This is a genomic window from Novosphingobium sp. 63-713, from assembly GCF_001898925.1.
Classification (GTDB): Bacteria; Pseudomonadota; Alphaproteobacteria; order Sphingomonadales; family Sphingomonadaceae; genus Novosphingobium.
In genome coordinates, this window is the sequence record NZ_MKVS01000027.1 from 153,689 (window position 1) to 177,106 (window position 23,418).

General features: G+C 63.6%; 20 protein-coding genes. 8 read left to right on the top strand and 12 right to left on the bottom strand.

Features of this window, described 5'->3' with window-relative positions:
- Window positions 1-9: 9 nt before the first annotated feature.
- Window positions 10-2,589, bottom strand: a complete 2,580-nt coding sequence (gene clpB / locus BGP00_RS14755) for an ATP-dependent chaperone ClpB (protein ID WP_292691094.1) — start codon at window positions 2,587-2,589, stop codon at window positions 10-12.
- 115 nt (window positions 2,590-2,704) lie between these two features.
- Window positions 2,705-4,471 (bottom strand): M28 family metallopeptidase, encoded by a 1,767-nt coding sequence (locus BGP00_RS14760; protein WP_292691093.1) that lies wholly within the window; start codon window positions 4,469-4,471, stop codon window positions 2,705-2,707.
- A gap of 190 nt (window positions 4,472-4,661) precedes the next feature.
- Here BGP00_RS14760 and BGP00_RS14765 point away from each other — a divergent pair, with 190 nt between their 5' ends.
- Together BGP00_RS14765 and BGP00_RS14770 are read left to right on the top strand one after the other, a co-directional pair.
- Complete coding sequence (locus BGP00_RS14765; protein WP_292691091.1) at window positions 4,662-5,309, top strand: outer membrane beta-barrel protein; 648 nt, start codon at window positions 4,662-4,664, stop codon at window positions 5,307-5,309.
- 88 nt (window positions 5,310-5,397) lie between these two features.
- Window positions 5,398-8,250, top strand: coding sequence for a pitrilysin family protein (locus BGP00_RS14770; protein ID WP_292691089.1), 2,853 nt, complete (start codon window positions 5,398-5,400; stop codon window positions 8,248-8,250).
- Window positions 8,251-8,502: 252 nt separating this feature from the next.
- Here BGP00_RS14770 and gatB read toward each other — a convergent pair whose 3' ends face one another.
- The 6 genes from gatB to rpsU all read right to left on the bottom strand — a co-directional run bounded on the left by gatB (window position 8,503) and on the right by rpsU (window position 13,061).
- On the bottom strand, window positions 8,503-10,008 hold the full coding sequence (gene gatB, locus BGP00_RS14775; protein WP_292691087.1) for an Asp-tRNA(Asn)/Glu-tRNA(Gln) amidotransferase subunit GatB: 1,506 nt from the start codon (window positions 10,006-10,008) through the stop codon (window positions 8,503-8,505).
- A complete protein-coding gene (locus BGP00_RS14780; RefSeq protein WP_292691085.1) occupies window positions 10,001-10,192 on the bottom strand; it encodes a hypothetical protein in 192 nt (63 codons plus the stop codon). Before BGP00_RS14780 ends, gatB begins: the two co-directional genes overlap by 8 nt.
- Window positions 10,186-11,667: an Asp-tRNA(Asn)/Glu-tRNA(Gln) amidotransferase subunit GatA gene (gene gatA / locus BGP00_RS14785; RefSeq protein ID WP_292691083.1), complete on the bottom strand. Its 1,482-nt coding sequence runs from the start codon at window positions 11,665-11,667 to the stop codon at window positions 10,186-10,188. Before gatA ends, BGP00_RS14780 begins: the two co-directional genes overlap by 7 nt.
- Window positions 11,667-11,969: an Asp-tRNA(Asn)/Glu-tRNA(Gln) amidotransferase subunit GatC gene (gatC, locus tag BGP00_RS14790; protein ID WP_168603735.1), complete on the bottom strand. Its 303-nt coding sequence runs from the start codon at window positions 11,967-11,969 to the stop codon at window positions 11,667-11,669. Before gatC ends, gatA begins: the two co-directional genes overlap by 1 nt.
- 124 nt (window positions 11,970-12,093) lie before the next feature.
- Window positions 12,094-12,627 (bottom strand): FKBP-type peptidyl-prolyl cis-trans isomerase, encoded by a 534-nt coding sequence (locus tag BGP00_RS14795; RefSeq protein WP_292691080.1) that lies wholly within the window; start codon window positions 12,625-12,627, stop codon window positions 12,094-12,096.
- A gap of 227 nt (window positions 12,628-12,854) precedes the next feature.
- On the bottom strand, window positions 12,855-13,061 hold the full coding sequence (gene rpsU, locus BGP00_RS14800; protein ID WP_168603737.1) for a 30S ribosomal protein S21: 207 nt from the start codon (window positions 13,059-13,061) through the stop codon (window positions 12,855-12,857).
- A gap of 315 nt (window positions 13,062-13,376) precedes the next feature.
- Here rpsU and BGP00_RS14805 point away from each other — a divergent pair, with 315 nt between their 5' ends.
- Genes BGP00_RS14805 through BGP00_RS14825 form a run of 5 tightly spaced genes read left to right on the top strand, consistent with a single transcriptional unit; the run spans window position 13,377 to window position 16,870 of the window.
- Complete coding sequence (locus tag BGP00_RS14805) at window positions 13,377-14,696, top strand: RluA family pseudouridine synthase (RefSeq protein ID WP_292691077.1); 1,320 nt, start codon at window positions 13,377-13,379, stop codon at window positions 14,694-14,696.
- Window positions 14,696-15,295 (top strand): FMN-binding negative transcriptional regulator, encoded by a 600-nt coding sequence (locus BGP00_RS14810; RefSeq protein WP_292691075.1) that lies wholly within the window; start codon window positions 14,696-14,698, stop codon window positions 15,293-15,295. The genes BGP00_RS14805 and BGP00_RS14810 overlap by 1 nt, the downstream gene beginning before the upstream one ends.
- A complete protein-coding gene (locus tag BGP00_RS14815; RefSeq protein WP_292691073.1) occupies window positions 15,292-15,957 on the top strand; it encodes an HAD-IA family hydrolase in 666 nt (221 codons plus the stop codon). The genes BGP00_RS14810 and BGP00_RS14815 overlap by 4 nt, the downstream gene beginning before the upstream one ends.
- Window positions 15,954-16,175 carry a hypothetical protein gene (locus tag BGP00_RS14820; RefSeq protein WP_292691071.1) on the top strand — a complete coding sequence of 74 codons (222 nt, stop codon included), beginning with the start codon at window positions 15,954-15,956 and terminating at the stop codon, window positions 16,173-16,175. The genes BGP00_RS14815 and BGP00_RS14820 overlap by 4 nt, the downstream gene beginning before the upstream one ends.
- Window positions 16,175-16,870, top strand: coding sequence for an ATP12 family protein (locus tag BGP00_RS14825; RefSeq protein WP_292691069.1), 696 nt, complete (start codon window positions 16,175-16,177; stop codon window positions 16,868-16,870). The genes BGP00_RS14820 and BGP00_RS14825 overlap by 1 nt, the downstream gene beginning before the upstream one ends.
- A 249-nt stretch (window positions 16,871-17,119) precedes the next feature.
- Here BGP00_RS14825 and BGP00_RS14830 read toward each other — a convergent pair whose 3' ends face one another.
- Genes BGP00_RS14830 through BGP00_RS14845 form a run of 4 tightly spaced genes read right to left on the bottom strand, consistent with a single transcriptional unit; the run spans window position 17,120 to window position 20,610 of the window.
- On the bottom strand, window positions 17,120-17,698 hold the full coding sequence (locus tag BGP00_RS14830; protein ID WP_292691068.1) for an ABC-type transport auxiliary lipoprotein family protein: 579 nt from the start codon (window positions 17,696-17,698) through the stop codon (window positions 17,120-17,122).
- Complete coding sequence (locus BGP00_RS14835; RefSeq protein ID WP_292691067.1) at window positions 17,695-18,633, bottom strand: MlaD family protein; 939 nt, start codon at window positions 18,631-18,633, stop codon at window positions 17,695-17,697. The genes BGP00_RS14830 and BGP00_RS14835 overlap by 4 nt, the downstream gene beginning before the upstream one ends.
- Before the next feature lie 7 nt (window positions 18,634-18,640).
- Window positions 18,641-19,474, bottom strand: coding sequence for an ABC transporter ATP-binding protein (locus BGP00_RS14840; protein WP_292691066.1), 834 nt, complete (start codon window positions 19,472-19,474; stop codon window positions 18,641-18,643).
- Window positions 19,471-20,610 carry an MlaE family lipid ABC transporter permease subunit gene (locus tag BGP00_RS14845; protein WP_246870153.1) on the bottom strand — a complete coding sequence of 380 codons (1,140 nt, stop codon included), beginning with the start codon at window positions 20,608-20,610 and terminating at the stop codon, window positions 19,471-19,473. Before BGP00_RS14845 ends, BGP00_RS14840 begins: the two co-directional genes overlap by 4 nt.
- A 108-nt stretch (window positions 20,611-20,718) precedes the next feature.
- Here BGP00_RS14845 and BGP00_RS14850 point away from each other — a divergent pair, with 108 nt between their 5' ends.
- Window positions 20,719-23,418 (top strand): valine--tRNA ligase, encoded by a 2,700-nt coding sequence (locus BGP00_RS14850; RefSeq protein WP_292691064.1) that lies wholly within the window; start codon window positions 20,719-20,721, stop codon window positions 23,416-23,418.

Here is a 23,418-nt window from a genome sequence, read left to right on the forward strand (position 1 = left end):
CCCCTTTCATCACGCCACGCTGATATTCAGCGCGCCATCGCCTTCCTCGATATTGACCGTGCTGCCATCGGGCACCTCGCCTCCCAACAGCTTTTCGGCCAGCGGGTCCTGCAGGTAGCGCTGCACCGCGCGCTTCAGCGGACGCGCGCCATAGACCGGATCATAGCCGACCCGGCCCAGCCAGCGCTTGGCCGCATCGGTCATGGCCAAAGTGATCTTGCGATCCTTCAGCAGCTTCTGCACCCGCGCGACCTGGATATCGACGATGGGCGCCATATGCTCCTGACCCAGCCGGTGGAAAAGGATGATCTCATCCAGACGGTTGAGGAACTCAGGCCGGAAATGGCTGCGCACCACTTCCATCACCTGCGGCTCGACGCTTTCCACATCGCCGCCCTCGGGCAGATTGGCCAGATACTGGCTGCCCAAGTTGGACGTCAGGATGATCAGCGTGTTGGTGAAATCCACCACACGGCCCTGCCCATCGGTCAGACGGCCATCGTCGAGGACCTGCAGCAGCACGTTGAACACATCGCTGTGGGCCTTCTCCACCTCGTCGAACAGCACGACCTGATAGGGCCGCCGCCGCACCGCCTCGGTCAACACGCCGCCCTCATCATAGCCGACATAGCCCGGAGGAGCGCCGATCAGACGCGAGACAGCGTGCTTCTCCATGAACTCGCTCATGTCGATGCGCACCATCGCGCTGTCATCGTCAAACAGGAACCCGGCCAACGCCTTGGTCAGCTCGGTCTTGCCCACGCCCGTCGGGCCCAGGAAGAGGAAGCTGCCCAGCGGGCGGTTAGGGTCCTGCAGACCGGCGCGGGCGCGGCGTACCGCTTTGGACACGGCCACGACCGCATCCTTTTGCCCGATCACGCGCTGGCCGATCACTTCTTCCATGCGCAGCAGTTTTTCCCGCTCGCCTTCCAGCATGCGATCCACCGGCACGCCGGTCCAGCGGCTGACCACGCCCGCGATGTCATCGGCGGTCACTTCCTCGCGCAGCATGGCGTTTTGCGCCTGAGACTGCGCCTCGGAAAGCTGACGTTCCAGATCGGGGATGCGGCCATAGGACAGCTCGCCCGCGCGGGCCAGATCGCCCTTGCGCTGCGCCTGTTCCAGCTCGATGCGCGCGGCGTCCAGCTGCTCCTTGATCTTGCCCTCGGCGGCGATCTTGTCGCGCTCGTTCTGCCAACGGGTGGTCAGCTCGGCCGACTTCTGCTCGGCATTGGCGAGTTCCTCGCGCAGCGCGGCCAGCCGGTCCTTCGACGCCTGATCGCTCTCCTTGGCCAGCGCCATTTCCTCGATCTTGAGCTGGATGATCCGCCGGTCGAGGTTTTCGATCTCTTCCGGCTTGCTCTCCACCTCCATGCGGATGCGGCTTGCGGCCTCATCCATCAGGTCGATCGCCTTATCGGGCAGGAAGCGGTCGGCAATGTAGCGGTTCGACAGGGTGGCCGCCGCGACAATCGCATTATCCGCGATCCGCACGCCATGGTGCAGCTCATACTTCTCCTTCAACCCGCGCAGGATCGAGATCGTGTCCTCCACCGTCGGCTCGCCCACGAAAACGGGCTGGAACCGGCGCTGCAACGCAGGGTCCTTCTCGACATACTTCTGGTATTCATCCAGCGTGGTCGCGCCGATGCAATGCAATTCGCCGCGCGCCAGAGCGGGCTTGAGCAGATTGCCCGCATCCATCGCGCCTTCGCTTTTGCCCGCGCCGATCAGCGTGTGCATCTCGTCAATGAAGAGGATGATCTCGCCTTCCGCGCCCTTCACCTCGTCCAGAACCGCCTTCAGGCGCTCCTCGAACTCGCCGCGATATTTGGCGCCCGCGATCAGGCTGCCCATGTCGAGCGCCATCAACCGGCGATGCTTGAGGCTGTCGGGCACATCGCCATTGGCAATGCGCAGCGCGAGACCTTCAGCAATCGCGGTCTTGCCCACGCCCGGTTCGCCGATCAGCGCGGGGTTGTTCTTGGTGCGGCGGGCCAGGATCTGCACCGTGCGGCGGATTTCCTCGTCACGCCCGATGACCGGGTCGAGCTTGCCGTCCTTGGCCGCCTGAGTCAGGTCGCGGGCATATTTCTTCATCGCGTCATAGGCGTTTTCTGCCCCCGCGCTGTCCGCCGTGCGCCCGCCGCGCAGGGCCGTGATCGCGGCCTCCAGCGCCTGAGGCGTGACATTGGCGGCTTTCAGCGCCTGACCGGCGGCCGTCGTCGTGGCCAAAGCCAGCGCGACAAGGATGCGTTCTACGGTGACGAAACTGTCGCCCGATTTGGTGGCAATCTGCTCGGCGCTGTCCAGCACGCGCACGGCATCATTATCGAGGCCCGGCTGCGCCTGCGCGCCCGATCCCGACACCGCCGGGATCTTGGACAGAGCCTTGTCCAGCTCGGCGCTGGCGATGGCGGGGTTACCGCCCGCACGCTGCAACAGCCCGCTGGCCATGCCCTCGCTGTCCTCCAGCAGGGCTTTCAGAATATGCTCCGCCGTGATGCGCTGGTGGTTCAGGCGGATCGCCAAAGTCTGCGAGGCTTGCAGGAAACCCTTGGCGCGGTCAGTAAACTTTTCGAGGTTCATGGGGTCGGTTCCTCCGTTGCCTCACAAGGTAGTGTGACAAAATCGCCACACAAGCCCTTGCAACAAGAATTTACCGCCCCATGTTTCCCCGTTCTTTGATGCGGAGCAATCCGGTTTATTTCGCTGCCTTGGCCGCCCCTGCCGCATAAGTATCGCCAAAGAAATCGCCCTTGAACCACTGTGGCGGCGTATCGCCATCAGCCATGGCGCGGGTGATGCGATAATTGGCCTCGGCAAAGCGGGCGCCCGCGCGCCAGTCCCATGCCTGATTCATGTCGTCATTGGGCTGGTGATAGGTCTTGGCCAGAAACGCCTCATTGGCCGCCGCCCCGCCATTGGCATAGCCGGTGGCAAGGAACACCGCAGGCACGCCCTTGCGCACAAAGCGATAGTGGTCCGAACGCACAAAGATCGTTTCGGCCGGAATCGGATCGGGCGAGAGGCTGACCTGCATCGGCTTGACCGCGGCAGCCACAATCGGCCCCAGCGTCGAATGATCCGCGCCATAGGCCACCACATCGGTAAACGGATAGAGCAGTACCGGCATATCCAGATCGACATTGCCGACAATGCTTGCCGCCGGGACGGTGGGATGGTTGGCGTAATAATCGGCGCCCAGCAGGCCCTTTTCCTCCGCCGTCGAAATCAGGAAGACCACCGAGCGGCGCGGGCCTTTCTTGTCCTCGGACAGCACACGGGCGACCTCCAGCGTGGTGGCGCTGCCCGCCGCATTGTCCATCGCGCCGTTGTAAATGCGGTCCTTGCCCGGCGCATCGCCCGGCTTGGGCGCGGCCACGCCCAGATGGTCCAGATGGCCCGACAGCACCACCGTTTGATCCTTCAGATCGCCGCCCGGCAGCATGGCCACGATGTTCGGGCTGGTCACGCGCTCGGATTTGCTGGTCGAAAAGGCGCGCAAGCTGGTCTTGAGCGCAAAGCCCTTGGGCCGTCCGCCCACCTTGTCGGCCTCGGCGCGGATCTGCGCCAGCGTGCGCGGCGCGCCCGCCAGGAATGCTGCGGCAGCCTCATCACTGATCGCCCCGGCCACACGGATGCCCGGCGCGGCCTCATTCGCCTTGCCGTCCTCGCCCACCCAAGCATAGCTGGGATAGAAGGCATATTGCAGCGCCTTTTCCCAAGGCCGCACCCGCGCCGATGCGTTGGTGTTCAAGGTGATCACACCGATCGCGCCATGGGCCTGCGCCATCTGCGCCTTGGTGGCCGACAGATGCGCGCCCTCCTCGCTGGCCATGCCCGCCGAATAGCCGCGCAACACGACCACGATCTTGCCCTTTACATCCAGCCCCTTGTAATCGTTGATGCCCAACAGATCATTGTCGATGCCATAGCCGACAAAGACGAGCGGCGCGGCGATATCCAGCTTGGGCTCATTGGCGCTGGCCGAAACCATCACCTGCTTGCCATGCTCGAATGTGGTCTTGCCCGCCGGGCCGGTGATCTCCATCCCGGCCGGGCCATCGGCATAGGAGGTTTTTTGAAAGGTGATGCGTTGCAGCCAGCCGCGCTTGCCGTCCGGGCCGATGTCGCCCATCGGCGTCAGGCCCAGCGAGGCGAAACGCTGCGCCACATAGCGTGCGGCGATCTCATGGCCCCGGCTGCCAACATCGCGCCCTTCGAGCAGATCGTCGGCAAAGAAGGCGATGTCGGACCGGATGCGCTCGGCCGAAAAGCGTGGGTCGAGCGGCATGTCCGCTTCGGCGCGCGTCGGAGCTTCAACCTTGGCTGCAGGCTTGGCGGCGGGCGGCGCGCCCGCTTCTTCATACATGGCCTCGGTCGCCTCGACCGATTCAATGGCATGGGCCGGGCTGACCAACAGCAGCGCGGGGATCAGGCAGGCGGAAAACTTGGCAAGAGCAGGCATGCATCTCTCTTTATGGGAAACTGACACGCATGTCAGCATAGGCAAGATTTCCCAACAGGCAAGCATGGGCCATGCACAGGAATGGGGGTAAAAATTGTAAAATAAAATCAAAGACGAGAACCAGTAATTAACCCTAGTCCAGCCAAAAAAGACAGGTTCGTCCCGTTTCAACTCCTCGGAGATTTCCTGAATGACCAGTCTTTTTGCCGCCCGCCATGTCCTGGCGGCAACCGTGGCCATGACCGCTCTGGCCGCATCGCCCGCCATGGCCGCATCGCCGCGCATCGATTATCAAAATCCCGAAATGGAGGTCTATGCCGGCCCGATCGTGGGCTATGACAGTGTGATCGGCAGCGATTCAACCACGACCATCGGTCGCAGCGGCGTGACCTATGGCGGCGTTGTGGGCGTTGACACGCGCACGGGCGAGCGCAGCCGCCTTGGCTTTGAAGTCGAAGTGATGGGCAGCACGGCGGCGTTGCGCGAATCGGCAAACGGGATCGGCTCGCTCAAGGTGGGCGTTGGTCGCGACATTTTTGTCGGCGCCAAATTCGGCTATATGGTCGCCCCGCATCTGCTGACCTATGCCAAGGCGGGCTATTCCAATGCGCTGGGCACGCTGGATATTGCCGATGCCACCGGCGCCAATATCTATCACGGCAGCCAGACCATGGACGGCATCCGCGTCGGGGTGGGCACCGAATATATGTTCAACAAGGTGCGTATGCGCCTTGAATATCGATATACCAATTATGGCGAATTGAGCATCAACGGCGCCAAGACCGGCGTCAGCTTTGATCGCCATCAGGTGGTCGCAGGGATGATCTACGGCTTCTGACCTCCCTCTCCGGCCTGCCGCGCGGTTCATCCTTGCGACAGGCCGGGGATGAAACTACCCATGGTGCATTCCATTGACGGGAAACACCATGCGACACCAAATTTCCGCGCCGCTGCTGGCACTTGCCCTCGCCCTTTCCACCCAGCCCGCCTCTGCCCAAGCTCCATCGACCACGCCTCTGGCCGAACTGGTCAAGAAGGTCGATATTCCCTACGAGAGCTTCAAGCTGGCCAATGGACTGACGGTTCTGGTCCATACCGACCGCAAGGCGCCGATCATCGGGGTGACCACCTATTTCCGCGTCGGGTCCAAGCATGAGCCGCGCGGCAAGACCGGCTTTGCCCATCTTTACGAGCATCTGTTCTTTGGCGGCAGCGAGAATGTGACCAATTTCGACGTGCCGCTCGAAGCCGCCGGATCGACCAGCACCAATGGCAGCACATGGTATGACCGCACCAACTATGTCGAAACCGTGCCGACCGGCGCGCTGCCGCTGGCGCTGTTTCTGGAAAGCGACCGCATGGGGCACCTGCTGGGCGCGGTGACGCAGGACAAGCTGGATAAGCAGCGCGGCGTGGTGCAGAACGAAAAGCGGCAGGGTGACAATCAGCCCTATGGCCTCTTGCGCTATGCCGAAACCGACGGCCTGTTCCCCATCGGCCACCCCTATCGGCATCAGACCATCGGCTCGATGGCCGACCTTGATGCGGCCAGCCTGTCGGATGTGCGCCACTGGTTCACCGATCACTATGCGCCCAACAATGCGGTGCTGGTGCTGACGGGCGATATTGACGCGGCAAGCGCCCGGCCGCTGGTGGAAAAATACTTTGGCGACATTCCTTCCGGTCCGGCGGTGAAACCCGTTGCGGCGGGCCCTGTAACGCTCAAGGCCCCCAAGCGGGTCGAGATGCAGGACAAGGTGGCCACCACGCGGATCATGCGGATCTGGTCCGGGCCGGGGCTGAATGACAAGGATGCCGCCGCGCTGGATATGGGCATGAGCGTGCTGGGCGGGCTGGCCTCATCGCGGCTCGACAATGCGCTGGTCCGGGGCAAGCAGGTAGCTGTCTCGGTCAGCGCCGATTTCGAGACGCATGAACAGGTCAGCTTCCTCGAAATCTCGATGGATGTGAAACCGGGCGTGCCGCGCGCCAAGGCCGAGGCGGCGCTGGATGCGGAAATAGCGCACTTTCTGGCCACAGGGCCCAATGCCGATGAGGTCAAGCGGGCCGCCACCCGTTCGGTCTCGGCGGAGATCGGCGCTTTGGAGGTTGTCGGCGGCTTTGGCGGCAAGGGCACCACGCTGGCCGAGGGGCTGATGTATTCGGGCGATCCGGCACAGTATAAGAAGGATCTGGCCGAACTGGCCGCGCTGACGCCTGCCCAGATCAAGGCGGCGACCGGGCGCTGGATGAAGCGGCCCGTGCTGGCGATTGCCGTGACGCCCGGCGAACGCAAGCAGAAGGGCGAATTGCTGGGCGGATGGGGCGATGAAGCAACGCGCCCCGCGCCCAAGCCCGATGCCAAGGCCCCCGTGCCGCCCGTGCCGCAATCGCCCCCGCGCAAGGTGCCCGAAGTGGCCCCGGTGGGCGAACTGGCCTTCCCCTCGGTTCAGCATGCGACGCTGTCCAATGGGATGCCCGTCACGCTGGCGCGGCGCACGGCGGTGCCCAAGGTGCTGGTCAGCATCGGTTTTGATGCAGGGATCGCGGCGGACTCGCTCAACACGCCCGGCACGCAGGGGCTGATGCTTTCGATGCTGAAGGAAGGCACGGTCAAGGACGCCACCGGCGGCACCACCCGCAGCGCGGTGCAGGTGCTGGAGGAAGAGGAGCGGCTGGGCGCGAGTATTGAAACGGGCAGCAGTCTGGATACGAGTTCGATCACGCTCTCGGCGCTTTCTGCCAATCTGGCCCCCTCGCTTTCGCTGATGACGGACGTGCTGCTGCATCCCGCCTTTGCCCCGGCCGAGGTGGCGCGGGTCAAGGATCAGCGCCTGGCCGCGCTGGCTCAGACGATGGCCAATCCGCGCGGCGTGGCGCTGCGCGCGATCAATCCACTGCTGTTCGGGCCGAACCATCCCTATGGCCATGCCTCCGACGGGCTGGGAAATGCCGCCTCGCTCAAGGCGCTGACCTCACAGGATCTGCACGCCGCGCATGACCAGTGGCTGCGGCCCGATCTAGCCCGCGTGACGGTTGTCGGCGATATCACGATGGAGGAATTGCTGCCCAAGCTGGAGACGGCGCTGGGCGTGTGGAAGGCGCCAGCCGCCGCCAAGCCGGTCAAGGCGCTGAATGCCGCGCTGCCCACGGCGCACCCGCGCATCGTGCTGATCGACCGGCCCGGTTCGCCCCAATCCATGATCGTGGCGGGCAAGGTTCTACCCATCGACGGGCGGGCGCCGGGGCAGGAAGCGCTCGACCTAGCCAATGAAGTGCTGGGCGGCGGGTTCCTCTCGCGCCTCAACCTCGATATCCGCGAGGAAAAGGCATGGTCCTACGGCGTCTCCACCGCCGTTCGCCAGCCTCTGGGCGCGCGCAGCATGATCCTCTTTGCCCCGGTCCAGACCGACCGCACCGGCGATTCCATCAAGGCGATGATTGCCGACATGAAGGCGTTTCCGGGCGCCAAACCCGTCACCGCCGAGGAATTGCAGCGCGTGACCGACGGCAATATCCGCGGCCTGCCCAACAAGTTTGAAACCAACGGACAGGTGCTGGGCGCGATTGCCGCCAATGAGCGCCTCGGCCGCCCGGATGACTATTACAGCAAGCTGCCCACGCTCTATCGCAGCATCGATGCCAAGACGCTGGAGGCCAAGGCGGCGGAATATCTGCAACCCGATGGCCTGACCTTCGTGGTCGTGGGCGACAAGGCCAAGGTTGAGGCGCAGTTGAAGGATGTGGGGTTGCCGGTGGAGGTGTCGGGGGGCAAGTAAGTTTGCCTCCGGCGGGCAAAGGGACTTGGTCCCTTTGCAATCCCATTATGGGGTAGCGCCTCGGTTCGGCCGGGGCGCTGATCCGCAAGCCGATTAAAATGAAAGCCTGCGGCGCGATTCAATCGGCGCCGCAGGCTTTTTCAATTCAAACGCAGCACCCTTCAACCTCAGTCGAACCAATAGCACAACGCATACAGTATGGGGATTGTTAAGGGCCGAGGCCCTTAACCCGCCGGAGGCACCCCCCTTGCTTTACCCAGCCAAAGCCTTCTTCAACAGTTCATTGATGATCTGCGGATTGGCCTTGCCCTGCATCGCCTTCATGGTCTGGCCGACGAAGAAGCCGAAGAGGGCCTCCTTGCCGCCGCGATACTGCTCGACCTTATCGGCGTTTTTGGTCAGGATTTCGGCAATCACCGCCTCGATCGCGCCCGTGTCCGAGTTCTGCTTGAGCCCTTCGCGCTCGACGATCACGCCCGCCGCGTCGCCCGTTTCCAGCATCTTTTCCAGCACCTGCTTGGCGATGGAGCCGGAGATCGTGCCATTGCCCACCAGCGCGAGCAGTTCCGCCGCGCCTTCAGGGCTGATCGGGCTGGACGAAAGGTCCTTACCCAACTTGTTCAGCGCGCCAAAGAATTCCGACAGCAGCCAGTTGGCGGCCTGCTTGGCCACATCGGCCTCGGGCTTATTCTGCGCCGAAGCCGTGGCCGCCAGCAGCGCTTCAAACCAGCGCGCCGTATCGACGTCATTGGTCAGCACGCCCGCATTATAGGCCGACAGGCCCAGACCATCGACATAACGCGCGCGCTTCGCATCGGGCAGTTCGGGCAAGGACGCGCGGCATTCCTCTAGGAAGGCATCGTCGAGAACCAGCGGCAACAGGTCGGGATCGGGGAAGTAGCGATAGTCATGCGCATCTTCCTTCGAGCGCATGCTGCGCGTCTCGTTCTTGTCCGGATCGTAGAGGCGCGTTTCCTGCACCACCTTGCCCCCGTCCTCGATCAGTGCGACCTGACGCTTGGCCTCGGATTCCACCACGGCCATCACGAAGCGCACCGAATTGACGTTCTTCGTTTCCGTGCGCGTGCCGAATTCATCCCCCGGACGGCGCACCGAGACATTGACGTCCGCGCGCATCGAGCCCTGATCCATATTGCCGTCGCACGAACCGACATAGCGGACAATCTGGCGCAGCTTTGACAGGTAAGCCCCTGCTTCTGCGGGCGAACGCATATCGGGGCGGCTGACGATTTCCATCAGTGCCACGCCCGAGCGGTTCAGGTCGACATAGGACATGGTCGGGTGCTGATCGTGCATCAGCTTGCCTGCGTCCTGCTCGACATGGATACGCTCGATACCGATGACCTTGGGCTCGGGAATGCCCGCCTTCTCGTCCGCCTCAATGGTCAGCGATCCCTCGCCCACCAGCGGGTGATAGAGCTGGCTGATCTGATAGCCCTGCGGAAGGTCGGCATAGAAGTAGTTCTTGCGGTCAAAGCGCGACCACTTGTTGATCGCCGCCTCAATCGCCATGCCGGTGCGCACCGCCTGACGGATGCATTCCATGTTCGGCACGGGCAACATGCCGGGCATCGCCGCGTCCACCAAAGACACCTGGCTGTTCGGCTCGGCGCCAAAGGCCGTGGCGCTGCCCGAAAACAGCTTGGCGTTGCTGGTGACCTGCGCATGGACTTCAAGGCCGATCACGACCTCCCATTCGCCCGTTGCGCCCTGAATACGATAGGTTGATTCAGCCATTGTCTGTCGGTCCACTCTTGGAGCGAGAGAACAGCCGATGCTGCCCCTTCACTCCTTCATCTTTTAACCGCTCCGTCCGTTTCCGGCGCGGCGCGGCATCATCATCGTTCCGCCGGAACCGGCGCAGAGGAGTGAATTCCAATACATCCCCGGCCAGTTCCAGCAGATCGAGCAGGCTTACCACCACTTCTCCGGCTTGGCCGAGAACTGCGCCCTCTGTTCGATTGCAAGGCCCGCGTTCAGCACGCCCTGTTCATCGAAAGGCCGCCCAATGATCTGAAGCCCCAGCGGCAGACCGTCCGAGGACAGCCCCGCAGGCACGCTCATCGCGGGCAGGCCCGCCAGCGAAGCCGGCACCGAGAACACGTCGCCCAAATAGAGATCAAGCGGATTGCTCTTCTCGCCCAGCGCAAAGGCAGGCGTCGGCGCGGTCGGTGCAAGGATCACGTCGCACTGCTTGAAGGCTTCTTCAAAATCGCGCGAGATCAGCGTGCGGACCTTCTGCGCCTGCGTGTAATAGGCGTCATAAAAACCGGCCGAGAGCACATAGGTGCCGATCAGGATGCGGCGCTTGACCTCTGCTCCGAAACCGGCGGCGCGGGTGGCGGCATACATGTCCTGAAGGTTCGCCCCATCGGGCAGATCGCGCAGACCGTAACGCACGCCATCATAACGCGCGAGGTTCGAGGAAGCCTCGGCAGGCGCAATGATGTAATAGGTCGCCAGCGCATATTTGGAATGCGGCAGGCTGATATCCACCACCTCGGCTCCGGCATCCTTGAGCCAGGCGATGCCATCATCCCAGGCCTTGGCAACATCGGCGTTCAGGCCTTCAATGCGATATTCGCGCGGAATACCGACCTTCTTGCCCTTCAGATCCGCGTTCAGCAGCGCCGACCAATCGGGCACCGGCATGTCCAGCGAGGTCGCATCCTTGGGATCGAATCCGGCCATGGCTTCGAGCATCAGCGCGCAATCGGCCACGTCATGCGCCATCGGCCCGGCCTGATCCAGCGAGGACGCAAAAGCCACGATGCCCCAGCGCGAGCAGCGGCCATAGGTCGGCTTGATGCCCGAAATACCGGTGAAGGCCGCAGGCTGGCGGATCGAGCCGCCGGTGTCGGTGCCGGTCGCCGCCGGGCACAGCCGGGCCGCCACCGCCGCCGAAGAACCGCCCGAAGAGCCGCCTGGCGTCAACGCCGCCGTGTCGCCCTTGCGGCGCCAGGGGCTGATCGCGGGGCCAAAGGCGCTGCTCTCATTGCTCGAACCCATCGCGAACTGGTCAAGGTTGAGCTTGCCCAACATGCCCGCGCCCGCGTCCCACAGTTTTTGCGAGACGGTCGATTCGTACTGCGGCTTGAAGCCTTCCAAAATCTTCGATGCGGCCGAGGTCTGCACACCCTTGGTGGCGAACAGGTCCTTCATGCCGATGGGCACGCCCGCCAGCTTGCCCAGTTCCTTGCCCGCCGCGCGGGTCGCATCGACCTTTTCGGCCGCCGCCAGCGCCGCTTCAGGCGTGGTCACGATAAAGGCATTCAGCGCTTCCTGCGCCTCGGCCACAGCGGCATTGAATGCCTGCGCCACTTCCACAGCGGTAAATTCGCCCTTGGCCACGCCATCGCGGATCGCGATCAGGCCCAGATCGGTCAAACCAGTCATTATTCAATCACCTTGGGCACGCCGAAAAATCCATGCTCGGCCGCCGGCGCATTGGCCAGCACCGCATCGCGAATCCCGCCGCCCGTCAGCGGATCGGCATTCACCACATCCGCGCGCAGGCGCAGCGTATTGGGGATCACGGCCGTCATCGGCTCGACCCCTTCGACATTCACCTCGCCCAATTGTTCCACCCAATTGAGGATGCCATTGAGTTCAGGAACCATCGCTTCCAACTCGCCTTCGCTTACCTTGATGCGGGCAAGACTGGCGATCCGGGCCACTGTGGCGGTATCGACCGACATGCAACAACCTTTGCCATTAAAACCAAGCCGGAAATCCCGGCCCACAAACAAAGCGAGGGGCATACTCGCCCCTCGCGCCGTATATTCGCTAGCACCGCAAAGGCGGCGCTTCAAGCAAGCGGGATTATTCCGCGCCCGGAGCCGCAGGTGCTTCGCCGCTCGGAGCCGCACCGGCGCCGCCCTGCGCGCGCATCATGCGCTCCATCATCCGGCGCTGCATTTCCACCTCGGCCTGATTGCGGAAATCGATCACTTCCAGCTCGAAGGTCAGGTTAGAATTGGCCGGGATCGCGCCAGCGGCATGGTCGCCATAGGCCAGCTTGGCGGGGATCTTGACCAGATACTTGCCGCCGCGCTGCGTCTGGGCGAGCGCCTTGGCGAAGCCGGGGATCGTGCCCTGCATCTGCATCACGACATTCTTGTTCTGGTCGAACACGGTGCCGTTATCCAGCTTGCCGACATAATTGACCATCACCAGATCGGCCACGGTGGGGTTCGGGCCTTCGCCTGCCTTCAGCGTCTTGACGCCCACCAGAGGCGGCCGTGCAGCCACGGCCACGGTCCCGCCCACCAGCACGGCCACCAGCGTGCCAAGCCAGATTTTCGAAACCGAACCCTTGCTCAGCGGCTGAAGGGGAACGCGGGTGATCTCGGTCATGGTGCAATCCTGTCCTATGCGATCAATGGCCGGATACGGCCCAACTCTTGGCCGCCTCCCTACAGGCGCGCCATAGACTGTGCAAGCGCAACACAGGTCTTAAAGACCATGAATTTGCCCAAGATGATCTGGAACACGCACAGCAAAAAGCCCGCCGACCATGGCCATCTTCACAGACAGCCGGGCCAGCGGGCTTTTTGATTCGGCCTATTCAGACCGAAAGGCGCTTACTTGGCGCCGTCACGCTCGGCGCGCTTGCGCTCCAGCTTGCGGGCGCGGCGCACAGCGGCGGCCTTTTCGCGAGCACGCTTTTCCGAGGGCTTTTCATAGTGGCGACGCAGCTTCATCTCGCGGTACACCCCCTCGCGCTGCAACTTCTTCTTGAGAGCGCGCAGGGCCTGATCGACATTGTTTTCGCGGACGAGAATCTGCATAAAAAGAACCACCTCAAATATCTGTCGGCCAGAGCCCCACCCATCTCGATCGAGCGGGGGTTCACCCAAGGGATTGCAACGAAACTTGCGCCGAATCCCTGTGGGGTCGGCTGGATTTGCGGCCCGCTAGCAGAGTCGCGGGTCAAAGGCAAGCTGCGATCAACCAAAACGTGACTCGCCAACCACGGCGCGGAGCGGCTCTAAAGCCCAAAAACAGCGCGATGACAACACCCCACCCGCATTTTATGCCCCGCGCCGGGCCCGGGCAGGTGCCCCGGACTATACGCAAGGCCCGCCATAAGCTAGGGGCGGCCTATGAATCATGAAACTTCTTCCAATCAGGTGCGCCAATTTGTCGTCGGCCGCGATGACGACGGCATTCGTCTGGACCGCTGGTTCAAGCGCCACCTGCCCCAGATCGGCTTTGCCACGATCAGCCGCTGGGCGCGCACCGGCCAGATCCGCATCGACGGCAAGCGCGCCGCCCCCGAAGACCGCGTGGCCAAGGGCCAGACCCTGCGCGTGCCACCCGGCGACAGCATTGTCGGCATCGGCGGCGGCAAGGGCGTGCGCGCCCGCAAGCCGCTGACCGAAGCGCAGCTCGAACTGGCCGATTCCATCGTGCTGCACCGCGACCCCAGCGCCATCGTCATCAACAAGCCCCCCGGTCTGGCCACGCAGGGCGGCAGCGGCACGTTCGAGCATGTCGACGGCCTGCTCGACGCCTATGCCAATGGCGGCCCCCGCCCGCGCCTTGTCCACCGTCTGGACAAGGACACGTCGGGCGTGCTGCTGGTCGCCGCCACGCCGGGCAGCGCGGCCTTCTTTTCCAAGCGCTTTTCCGGGCGCACGGCCAAGAAGGTTTATTGGGCGCTGGTGGTGGGCGTTCCCTCGATCGACGAAGGGCTGATCGACCTGCCGCTGGCCAAGCAGCCCGGATCGGGCGGCGAAAAGATGATGGTCGACCAATCCGAACATGGTCAGCCCTCCAAAAGCCGCTATCGCGTGATCGACCGCGCGGGCAACCGCTGCTGCTGGGTCGAGCTGCAACCGCTGACGGGGCGCACCCATCAGTTGCGCGTGCATATGGCCGCCATCGGCCATCCCATCGTGGGCGACGGCAAATATGGCGGCCCGGACGCTTTCCTCTCGGGCAGCATCAGCCGCAAGCTGCATCTCCATGCCCGCCGCCTGATCATCGAGCATCCCGATGGCACGCCGCTGGACGTTGAGGCGCCCCTGCCCGACCATATGGCCGCCAGCCTTGCGCAATTGGGTTTTGAGGAATCCGAAGGCGAATATATCCCCGATCCCACCGGCGAATGGGGACGCGAGGAAAAGAAGGCGGCAGCCAAGGCCCATGCCAAGGACTACCGCAAGGAGCGCAAGGGCGAACGCCGCGGCCGGGCCGACACGGGCCGCGCGCGCAACGATTCGCGCAAGAGCGATTCGCGAAAGAGTCCCGGCGCACGACCCGAAGCCCCGCGCAAATCCGGCCCAAAAAAGGGCCTGGGCAGCAAGCCCAGCGCGAAACCGACCGGTCCCCGCCAAGCGGCAAAACCTGCGGGGAAGCCTGCAGGTCGGCCCGCCGGCAAGCCCTCCGGTAGGCCGCCCGCCCCCCGGGGCCAGCGTTAATGCACCCCAATCCGGCCTTTCGTCATGATGATCGCGCGCTGTTTGAACGTCTGATCCGCGAGATCGGCTTTGGCATGGTGTTCGCCACCACGCCGAACGGTCCGCGCGTGGCGCATGTGCCGCTGGTTTCGACCGGCGATGGGGCGGTGCAATTCCATATGGCGCGCGGCAATGCCTTGGCGCGCCATATGGACGGGATGGTGGCGCTGGCGGTGGTCAACGGGCCGGACGCCTATGTCTCGCCGCGCTGGTACGGCGAGGATCCCAATCAGGTGCCGACATGGAACTATGTCGCGCTGGAAATGGAAGGGCCGGTGCGCCGGATGGACCGCGACGGGCTATTTGGCCTGCTGGAGGCGCTGTCCGCGCAGGAGGAGGCCAAGCTGCCCCCGCCCGCATGGACGATGGAGAAATCCGACCCGGCCTATATCGACAAGTTGATGGGCGCGATTGTCGGCTTTGAGATGGAGGTGCAGGCGTGGCGCCCGACCTTCAAGCTCTCGCAGAACAAGAGCGCGGACCTGCGCGAACAGGTCGCCGCAGGGCTGGAAGAGACCGGGAGCCATGCGATGGCCGCGATGATGCGGGGGCTGGTATGACGCAGCCTATTGCAACCCGACTGGCCGTGTTTGATTGCGATGGCACGCTGGTCGATGGTCAGCATGACATTCAGGCCGCGATGGTCGATGCCTTTCGCGCGCAAAGCCTGACGCCCCCCTCGCGCGAGGCGGTGCGCCAGATTGTCGGGCTCAGCCTGCCGGTTGCCATGCGCCGCCTGCGCCCCGATCTTGAAACCGAGCAGCAGGCCGCGCTGGTCGAGGAATATAAATACGCCTATCGCAGCGCGCGCGATTCCGGGCGGATCGGTGAGCCTTTGTATGACGGCATCCGGGGGCTGCTCGACGGGCTGCGCAGCGATGGCTGGGCGATGGCGGTCGCCACGGGCAAGAGCGATCGCGGACTGAACCATTGTCTGGCGATGCACGGGCTGTCCGACCATTTCGTCTCGCTGCAGACCGCCGATCGCCATCCGTCAAAGCCCCATCCCGCCATGCTGGAGGCCGCCCTGTTCGAGGCCGCCGCCATGCCGCAGGACAGTGTGATGATCGGCGACACCAGCTTTGACATGGTTATGGCGCGCAGCGCGGGCGTGAGGGCGCTGGGGGTGGCATGGGGCTATCACAGCGTGGCGCAATTGATGGCCGCGGGCGCGGATGCGGTCGCGCGCGATCCTGAACACTTGCGGGAGTTACTGGGATGAGCATCGACGCCGAAACGCTGGCCAAGGCGCGGTTCAAGCGGCTGACCGTCGTGCGCTTTGTCGGCGTGCTGGTGGCGATGGTGGGCGCGGCGATCATGGCGGGCAAGGTTGACCTGCCGCGTCTGGTCGGCCTGCTGGTGCTGCTGGGCGGGATCTATTACGCGCTGATTTTCCCCAGCCTATTGGTGAAGCGTTGGAAGAAGCAAGACGGGGCGTAATGAAGCGGTTTTACAAGGAAGTTTCGGTCAAGGGTCAGGATGATGCCTGGCAGGTAACACTGGACGGGCGCGCGATTCGCACCGTGGGCGGACAGCCGCAAAAGGTGCCGACCAAGGCTCTGGCCGAAGCGCTGGCCGCCGAATGGGCGGCGCAGGGCGAGGAGATTGACCCCACCAGTTTTGTCCTGCGCGATATGGCCGATTATGCGCTGGACGTGGTCGGGCGCGACCGGGCCGAGGCCATCGCCTCGCTGCTGCCCTATGCCGAAACGGACACGCTGTGCTATCGCGCCGATCCCGAGGACGCGCTGTTCGAACGTCAGAACGAGGTGTGGGAGCCGATCCTGTGCGCCATCGAAGCGCGCCACGGCATCCGGATGCAGCGTATCAGCGGGATCATGCACAAGCCCCAGCCCGCCGAAAGCCTCGCCGCCTTGCGCGCGCGACTGGAGGATGCCGATGCGTTCACGCTGGCAGCCTTACGCAACATGGCCAGTCTGGCGGCATCGCTGCTGATCGCGCTGGAGGCTGCGGAACCGGGAGCGGATATCGCCGCGCTCTGGGCCGCCGCCAGCCTTGAGGAAGAATGGCAGGCCGACCTCTGGGGCCGCGACTGGGAGGCCGAAGAGCGCCGCGAGAAGCGGACAAAGGCGTTTGCTTTGTCGGCGGAATTTGTTGGGATGGTGCGGGGGTAGATTTTGCCTCCGGCGGGCAAAGGGCGGAAGCCCTTTGCAATCCAGATATTGTCTATGTTGCGGATGGGGGCAACCTCACGCGAAGGGGCGCCGATATTTAAAGCCTGCGGCGCCATTCAGCGCTACTTCGCCGCGCCGCAGGCTTTACAAACCATGGCCAGCACGCGCCTTGGCGAACTAAACACAACCCCATAACGGGATTGCAAAGGGCCCCCGCCCTTTGCCCGCCGGAGGCATCTTAACGCCCCCTCACCCAACCCAATCGGCAACCTCGGCCGCCAGCTTGTCCGACATCCGCCCCAGCGCCTCGGCCACAGCTTCCGGCTTGGGCGCGACGCCCTTTTCCACCGCCTCGAACCGGCGTTGGGCCAGCGTGCCATCCAGCTTGGTCAACAGCGCGTCATAGCGGATCACCGCCGAACGAGTGCGGTCGTCATAGCCCATGAAGATCAGGCGCCCGCCAAGGTGCTGCCCGGCCTGCGCGCCATCCTCGCCATCAATCAGGACAAGGCGAATGCCGCGTGCACGGATCACCTCCGCAATATGATTACGCAGCAGGCGCGCGGGGCGCTCGCTCCACAGGCCTTCCTTCATATAGGCGATCGAACTGTCATTCACCCGCACCGCAATCCGGGTCAGCCCAAGCGCGCGCTCGGTATCCGGCTCGGACACGGCCAGCGTGGTGATCGGCGTGGCTGTGACCAGCGCCCCGGCAGGCGCCGATACCGGCGGCAGGGTAAAGAGCTGGCGCGGCGGCTTGCCCCCCTCGCCCACCTTGACGCAGCCGCCCAGCAGCAACACCGCGATCAAAACAGCGCGCTTCTTCATGGATGATACTCCGGCAGCTTGGGTGGCGAGAGGGCGGCGGCGGCGCCCTGATTGTCGATCTTTTCGGTCAGTTCACGCAGCGCCCGGCTTGCCGCGCGCAATTCGCGCACCGCGCCTTCGGCCTGCGGCAAGGTTTCCTCGCGCACGCGGCGGATCGCCGGATCGGTCTGGCCCAGCGTGGATTTGAGCGCATCGGCCGCCGCTTGCGCGGAACGCAGAGTCTGGTTCAATTGGGCCACCACCGTATTGCCATTGCCGTCGAGCTGGCTGTTGAAATTGGCGGTCAGCTTCTGAAACTCGGCCATCGAGTCCTTGGCCTGCACCAGCGCGGAATCCAGATCACTCACCACCTGCTTCATCTGGGGCGAGGCATCGGCCAGATTGGCCGTCATCCGGTTGGTATTGGCCAGAATGCCCTCGATATTCTTCTGGTTCTTGTCCGACAGAAGGTTGGACAGCTTGTCGGTCAGCGCGCCGATCCGTTCGAGCAATTGCGGCGCACTGGAGAGCAGATCGCCAAGGCCCGACAATTTGGTGGGGATCACCGGCGCGCCATCGGGGCCGATGGCCGTGATCGGCGGTTGCCCCGGCTTGCCTCCGGCCAATTGGACATTGGAAACGCCGGTAAAGCTGCCCTGAATAGTGGCCGTGGTGCCTTGAAGGACCGGGATGTCGCGGTTGAGGGCGATGCGCACACGCACCACGCTGGGATCATCGGGCGACAGTTCGATCTCGGTGATCTGCCCGGCCGGAACGCCTTTGTAATTGACCTGTGTTCCCTTGGCCAAGCCGTCGACAGACTGGCGGAAATAGATGTCATAGGGTTTGCGTTCATGGCGCGAAAGATGCGCCAGCCAGAGCGCAAAGCCCGCCGCCATCCCCAGCAAGATCAGCGTTACCGCCCCTACCCAGATATGATTGGCGCGTGTTTCCATCGCTCTACTATGCCTTTGCCGGATTGGGGCTGTCCAGCCCGTGGGTTTTGGACCCAAGACCTTGAGCCTCGCCGCCGCGCGCCATCAGCGCCGAGCGGCCGCGCGGCCCGCCGAAATATTCATGGATCCACGGATGGTCGCTGGCCATCAGTTCGGGGATAGTGCCCACCGCGATCACCTTCTTGTCGGCCAGCACTGCCACGCGGTCGCAAATCTCGTGCAGCGTGTCGAGGTCATGGGTGATGAGGAACACCGTCAGCCCCAGCGTCTCGTGCAATTCGCGCGTCAGGCTGTCAAAGGCCGCAGCACCAATGGGATCGAGCCCCGCCGTCGGCTCGTCCAGAAACAGCAACTCCGGGTCAAGCGCCAGCGCGCGCGCAAGTCCTGCGCGCTTCTTCATGCCGCCCGACAGTTCGGAAGGGTATTTCGCCGCCGCATTGTCGGGCAATCCCGTCAGGCTGACCTTATAGCGCGCGATTTCGTGGCGCAGTTCGGGGTCCATGTCGGGATAGAATTCTTTCAGCGGCACCTCGACATTTTCCGCCACGGTCAGCGTAGAGAACAGCGCCCCGCCCTGAAACAGCACGCCCCAGCGGCTGCGGATATCGGCCTCGCCGGGCGCGCGGGGCGTGCCGATCTCATGGCCCAGCACCTCGATCCGGCCGTGGCTCGGCGTCTGAAGACCGATGACCGAGCGCATCAAGACAGACTTGCCCGTCCCCGATCCGCCCACCACGCCGATGATCTCGCCCCGGCGCACGTCAAGGCTCAGCCCTTCATGCACGGCATGATCGCCAAAGCGGTTTTCCAGATCCTCGATGCGGATGGCCAGATCGTTCATATCCAGCCTACCTCGGAAAAGAAGACGGCGAAGAAGGCGTCGATCACGATCACGGCAAAGATCGCCTGCACCACCGCCTGGGTCGTGCGCAGGCCGACTTCCTCGCTGCTGCCCTTGACCTGCATCCCCTGATAGCAGCCCGTCATGGCCACGATCAGGCCGAACACCGGCCCCTTGATCAGGCCCACCCACAGGTCGATCAGCGGCACGACCTCCTGCACGCGCGCAAGGAAGTTGAAGAAAGGAATGTCGAGCGTGAAGGCGCTGATCGTGGCGCCCCCGACAATGGCGATCAACGCCGAATACAGCCCCAGCAAGGGCATCATGAAAACCGCCGCCATCACGCGCGGCAGCACCAGCGCCTCCATCGGAGAGACCCCGATCGTGCGCATCGCGTCGATTTCCTCGGTCAGCTTCATCGTGCCGATCTGTGCGGCAAAGGCACTGCCGGAACGGCCCGCCACCATGATCGCGGTCATCAGCACGCCCAGTTCGCGCAGGGAAATGCGACCCGTCAGATTGACCGTGTAAATCTCGGCGCCGAATTGTTGAAGCTGGACCGCGCCCTGCTGGGCGATCACGACGCCGACAAGGAAGCTCATCAGCCCGACAATCGCCAGCGCATCGACGCCCACCAGCTCGGTCTGGCGCACCAGTGCGGTCCAGCGGATGCGCGAGGGATGGCGGATCACATTGCCCAGCGCGCAAATCAGCGCGCCCAGGAAGCTCAGGATCGCGCCCGAACCCTGCCACAGGCCGATCATCACCAGCCCGACCGTTTCCACGATTCGGATCATGGGCGGCGCGCGCGGCGGGGCGATCGGCGCATCGCCGCTGCAACATTTGACCGCCGACATCAGCCGCTCGGCCTTTTCGCCCGCGCCCACAACCTGCGCTCCGGCATCGCGCGCCAGACGCCACACCAGCCATGCCCCGGCGGTGTCAAGTTCTTCGAGCCCGGAAATGTCGAGATTGGTAAATTGCGGCTTTTCCCGGCGCATCGCATGATCGAGCGCGCCGACGCCGGCAATCGTCAACACGCCCGACAGGGTCAGCGTGGACGTGCCATCGGCATCCGTGGCCAACAGGAAATCGCAATCGGGTGCCATGTAATCAACACTGTGGGCGAAAAACATGTCCCTCGCAAGAGGCGGTTTCGCCCTCTAAGTACATGCCGCCCCGGTGCGCCCTTGCGAAAGGGGGGCCATGCTGGCAAAGGCCGCTGCCAAATAGTTGGAAATGACATGACCGAAGAAACCGCCCAGATGCTCGATAAGACCTTTGATCCGGCCGGGATCGAAGCCAAGTGGTATGGCCATTGGGAGGCGAACAACCTGTTCCGCCCCGAGCGCCCCGATGCGGCGCCCTTTACCATCGTCAACCCGCCGCCCAACGTGACGGGGTCGCTGCATATCGGCCATGCGCTGGACAATACGCTTCAGGACATCGTGATCCGTTACGAGCGCCTGCGCGGCAAGGATGCGCTCTGGGTGGTGGGCACCGACCATGCCGGCATCGCAACCCAGATGGTGGTCGAGCGCCAGATGGAGGCGCGTCAGGACAAGCGCACCAATTACACGCGCGAAGGTTTCATTGAAAAGGTCTGGGAATGGAAGGCCGAGAGCGGCGGCACCATCACCGGCCAGTTGCGCCGTCTGGGCTGTTCGATGGACTGGAGCCGCGAGCAGTTCACGATGGACCCGCATTTCACCAAGGCGGTGGTGAAGGTGTTTGTCGACCTCTATAATCAAGGGCTAATCTATCGCGACAAGCGTCTGGTCAACTGGGACCCCAAACTGAAGACCGCGATTTCCGACCTTGAGGTGGAAACGCGCGAGGTTCAGGGCAATTTCTGGCGCTTCCGCTATCCGCTGGCAGACGGCGTGACTCTGGCCGATGGGCGCGATCATATCGTCGTGGCCACCACGCGGCCTGAGACCATGCTGGCCGATATGGCGGTGGCGGTTCATCCCGATGACGAGCGCTACAAGAGCGTGGTGGGCAAGTTCGTCAAGCTGCCCATTACCGGCCGTCTGATCCCCATCGTGGCCGATGAACATGCCGATCCGGCGCTCGGCACGGGCGCGGTCAAGATCACGCCGGGCCACGACTTCAATGACTTTGAAGTGGGCAAGCGCGCAGGGATTGCGGCGAACCAGATGCTCAACATGCTCGATGCCGATGCCAATGTGGTGCAGGTGGCCGATGGGCTGATCCCGGACGAGTTCGTGGGGATGGAGCGCTTTGATGCACGCAAGGCGGTTGTGGCGCGGCTGAAGGTCGAGGGATTGCTGGTGCCGCACATCACCAAAAACAAGGAAGGCGAAGAGGTCGAGCATGACGCCGAACCTCGCGTGATCCAGACGCCCTATGGCGACCGCGGCGGGGTGGTGATCGAGCCTTGGCTGACCGATCAATGGTATGTGAATGCCTCCGTGCTGGTGCAAAAGCCGATTGAGGCGGTGCGCAGCGGCGCCATCGAGATCGTGCCCAAGAGCTGGGAAAAGACCTTCTTCAACTGGATGGAAAATATCCAGCCGTGGTGTGTGTCGCGTCAACTGTGGTGGGGGCATCGCATTCCGGCGTGGTATGCCGAGGATGGTCAGGTCTTTGTGGCCGAGACCGAGGAAGAGGCGCAGGCTCTGGCGGGCAACAAGACGCTGACCCGCGATTCCGACGTGCTCGACACGTGGTTCTCCTCCGCCCTGTGGCCTTTTGCCACGCTGGGCTGGCCCGATGAGGACGCGCCGCTGCTCAAGAAGCACTATCCCAATGATCTGCTGGTGTCGGGCTTTGACATCCTGTTCTTCTGGGATGCGCGCATGGCGATGCAGGGCATGCACTTCATGAAGGAAGTGCCGTGGAAGAAGCTCTATCTGCACGGACTGGTGCGCGCCGCCGATGGCGCGAAAATGTCCAAATCCAAGGGCAATGTCGTCGATCCGCTGGGCCTGATCGACCAGTATGGCGCAGACGCCTTGCGCTTCTTCATGGCGGCGATGGAATCGCAGGGCCGCGATGTGAAGATGGATGAAAAGCGCGTCGAAGGTTATCGCAACTTTGCGACCAAGCTCTGGAATGCCGCGCGTTTCTGTCAATCGAACGGCATCACGGCATCCACTTCGGTAGCCGCTCCGGTGGCCACCAGCGCAGTCAACAAGTGGATCATCGGCGAGGTGGTCGAAACCGTTGCCGCGCTTGACAAGGCGATGGCCGAACTGCGCTTTGATGCCGCGGCCAGCGCGATCTACCAATTCGTGTGGAATGCTTTCTGCGACTGGTACATCGAACTGATCAAGGGGTCGTTCGATGAGGAAACCAAGGCGGTGGCCGGTTGGGTGCTGGATCAGATTCTGGTCATGCTCCACCCCTTCATGCCCTTCGTGACCGAAGAGCTGTGGAGCAAGCTGGGCGCGCGCGATGGCGAATTGATCGTGGCGGCATGGCCCGCCCCTCAGGCCGAAGTGGACGCCGAGGCCAAGCGTGAGGTCGAATGGCTGATCGCGCTCATCGGCAATCTGCGCGGGGCCAAGGTGGAACTGGGTCTTGCGCCCGGATCGCGCCTCACCGCCTATTTGCCCGACCCCAGCGAGGCGACGCGCGGCATCATCACCCGCAACCCGGTGGCGATTGACCGTTTGGCGCGTCTGGATGCGATCCACTTTGCCCCGGCCCCTGCGGGTGCGGCGATGCAGGTGGGCGCAGGGGACGCCAATATCATCGTTCCGCTCGAAGGGCTGATCGACGTGGCGGCGGAAAAGGCGCGTCTGGCCAAAGCCTTGGCCGCCAGCGAGAAGGAGCGCGATTCGCTCTCCAAGCGCCTGTCGAACCCGGCCTTTGTTGAAAAGGCCAAGCCCGAGGCCATCGACAAGGCCCGCGCCGACCACGCCCATCACGAGAGCGAGGCCACGCGCCTTGCCGCCGCCTTGGCGCGTTTGGGATGA

Coding starts and splice junctions, on each gene's coding strand:
- BGP00_RS14850 (WP_292691064.1), top strand. CDS start 20,719: ATGACCGAAGAAACCGCCCAGATGCTCGATAAGACCTTTGATCCGGCC.
- gatB (WP_292691087.1), bottom strand. CDS start 10,008: ATGGCTGAATCAACCTATCGTATTCAGGGCGCAACGGGCGAATGGGAG.
- BGP00_RS14840 (WP_292691066.1), bottom strand. CDS start 19,474: ATGAACGATCTGGCCATCCGCATCGAGGATCTGGAAAACCGCTTTGGC.
- rpsU (WP_168603737.1), bottom strand. CDS start 13,061: ATGCAGATTCTCGTCCGCGAAAACAATGTCGATCAGGCCCTGCGCGCT.
- BGP00_RS14835 (WP_292691067.1), bottom strand. CDS start 18,633: ATGGAAACACGCGCCAATCATATCTGGGTAGGGGCGGTAACGCTGATC.
- BGP00_RS14845 (WP_246870153.1), bottom strand. CDS start 20,610: ATGTTTTTCGCCCACAGTGTTGATTACATGGCACCCGATTGCGATTTC.
- BGP00_RS14815 (WP_292691073.1), top strand. CDS start 15,292: ATGACGCAGCCTATTGCAACCCGACTGGCCGTGTTTGATTGCGATGGC.
- BGP00_RS14810 (WP_292691075.1), top strand. CDS start 14,696: ATGCACCCCAATCCGGCCTTTCGTCATGATGATCGCGCGCTGTTTGAA.
- BGP00_RS14760 (WP_292691093.1), bottom strand. CDS start 4,471: ATGCCTGCTCTTGCCAAGTTTTCCGCCTGCCTGATCCCCGCGCTGCTG.
- BGP00_RS14825 (WP_292691069.1), top strand. CDS start 16,175: ATGAAGCGGTTTTACAAGGAAGTTTCGGTCAAGGGTCAGGATGATGCC.
- clpB (WP_292691094.1), bottom strand. CDS start 2,589: ATGAACCTCGAAAAGTTTACTGACCGCGCCAAGGGTTTCCTGCAAGCC.
- BGP00_RS14820 (WP_292691071.1), top strand. CDS start 15,954: ATGAGCATCGACGCCGAAACGCTGGCCAAGGCGCGGTTCAAGCGGCTG.
- BGP00_RS14805 (WP_292691077.1), top strand. CDS start 13,377: ATGAATCATGAAACTTCTTCCAATCAGGTGCGCCAATTTGTCGTCGGC.
- gatA (WP_292691083.1), bottom strand. CDS start 11,667: ATGACTGGTTTGACCGATCTGGGCCTGATCGCGATCCGCGATGGCGTG.
- BGP00_RS14830 (WP_292691068.1), bottom strand. CDS start 17,698: ATGAAGAAGCGCGCTGTTTTGATCGCGGTGTTGCTGCTGGGCGGCTGC.
- gatC (WP_168603735.1), bottom strand. CDS start 11,969: ATGTCGGTCGATACCGCCACAGTGGCCCGGATCGCCAGTCTTGCCCGC.
- BGP00_RS14765 (WP_292691091.1), top strand. CDS start 4,662: ATGACCAGTCTTTTTGCCGCCCGCCATGTCCTGGCGGCAACCGTGGCC.
- BGP00_RS14795 (WP_292691080.1), bottom strand. CDS start 12,627: ATGACCGAGATCACCCGCGTTCCCCTTCAGCCGCTGAGCAAGGGTTCG.
- BGP00_RS14770 (WP_292691089.1), top strand. CDS start 5,398: ATGCGACACCAAATTTCCGCGCCGCTGCTGGCACTTGCCCTCGCCCTT.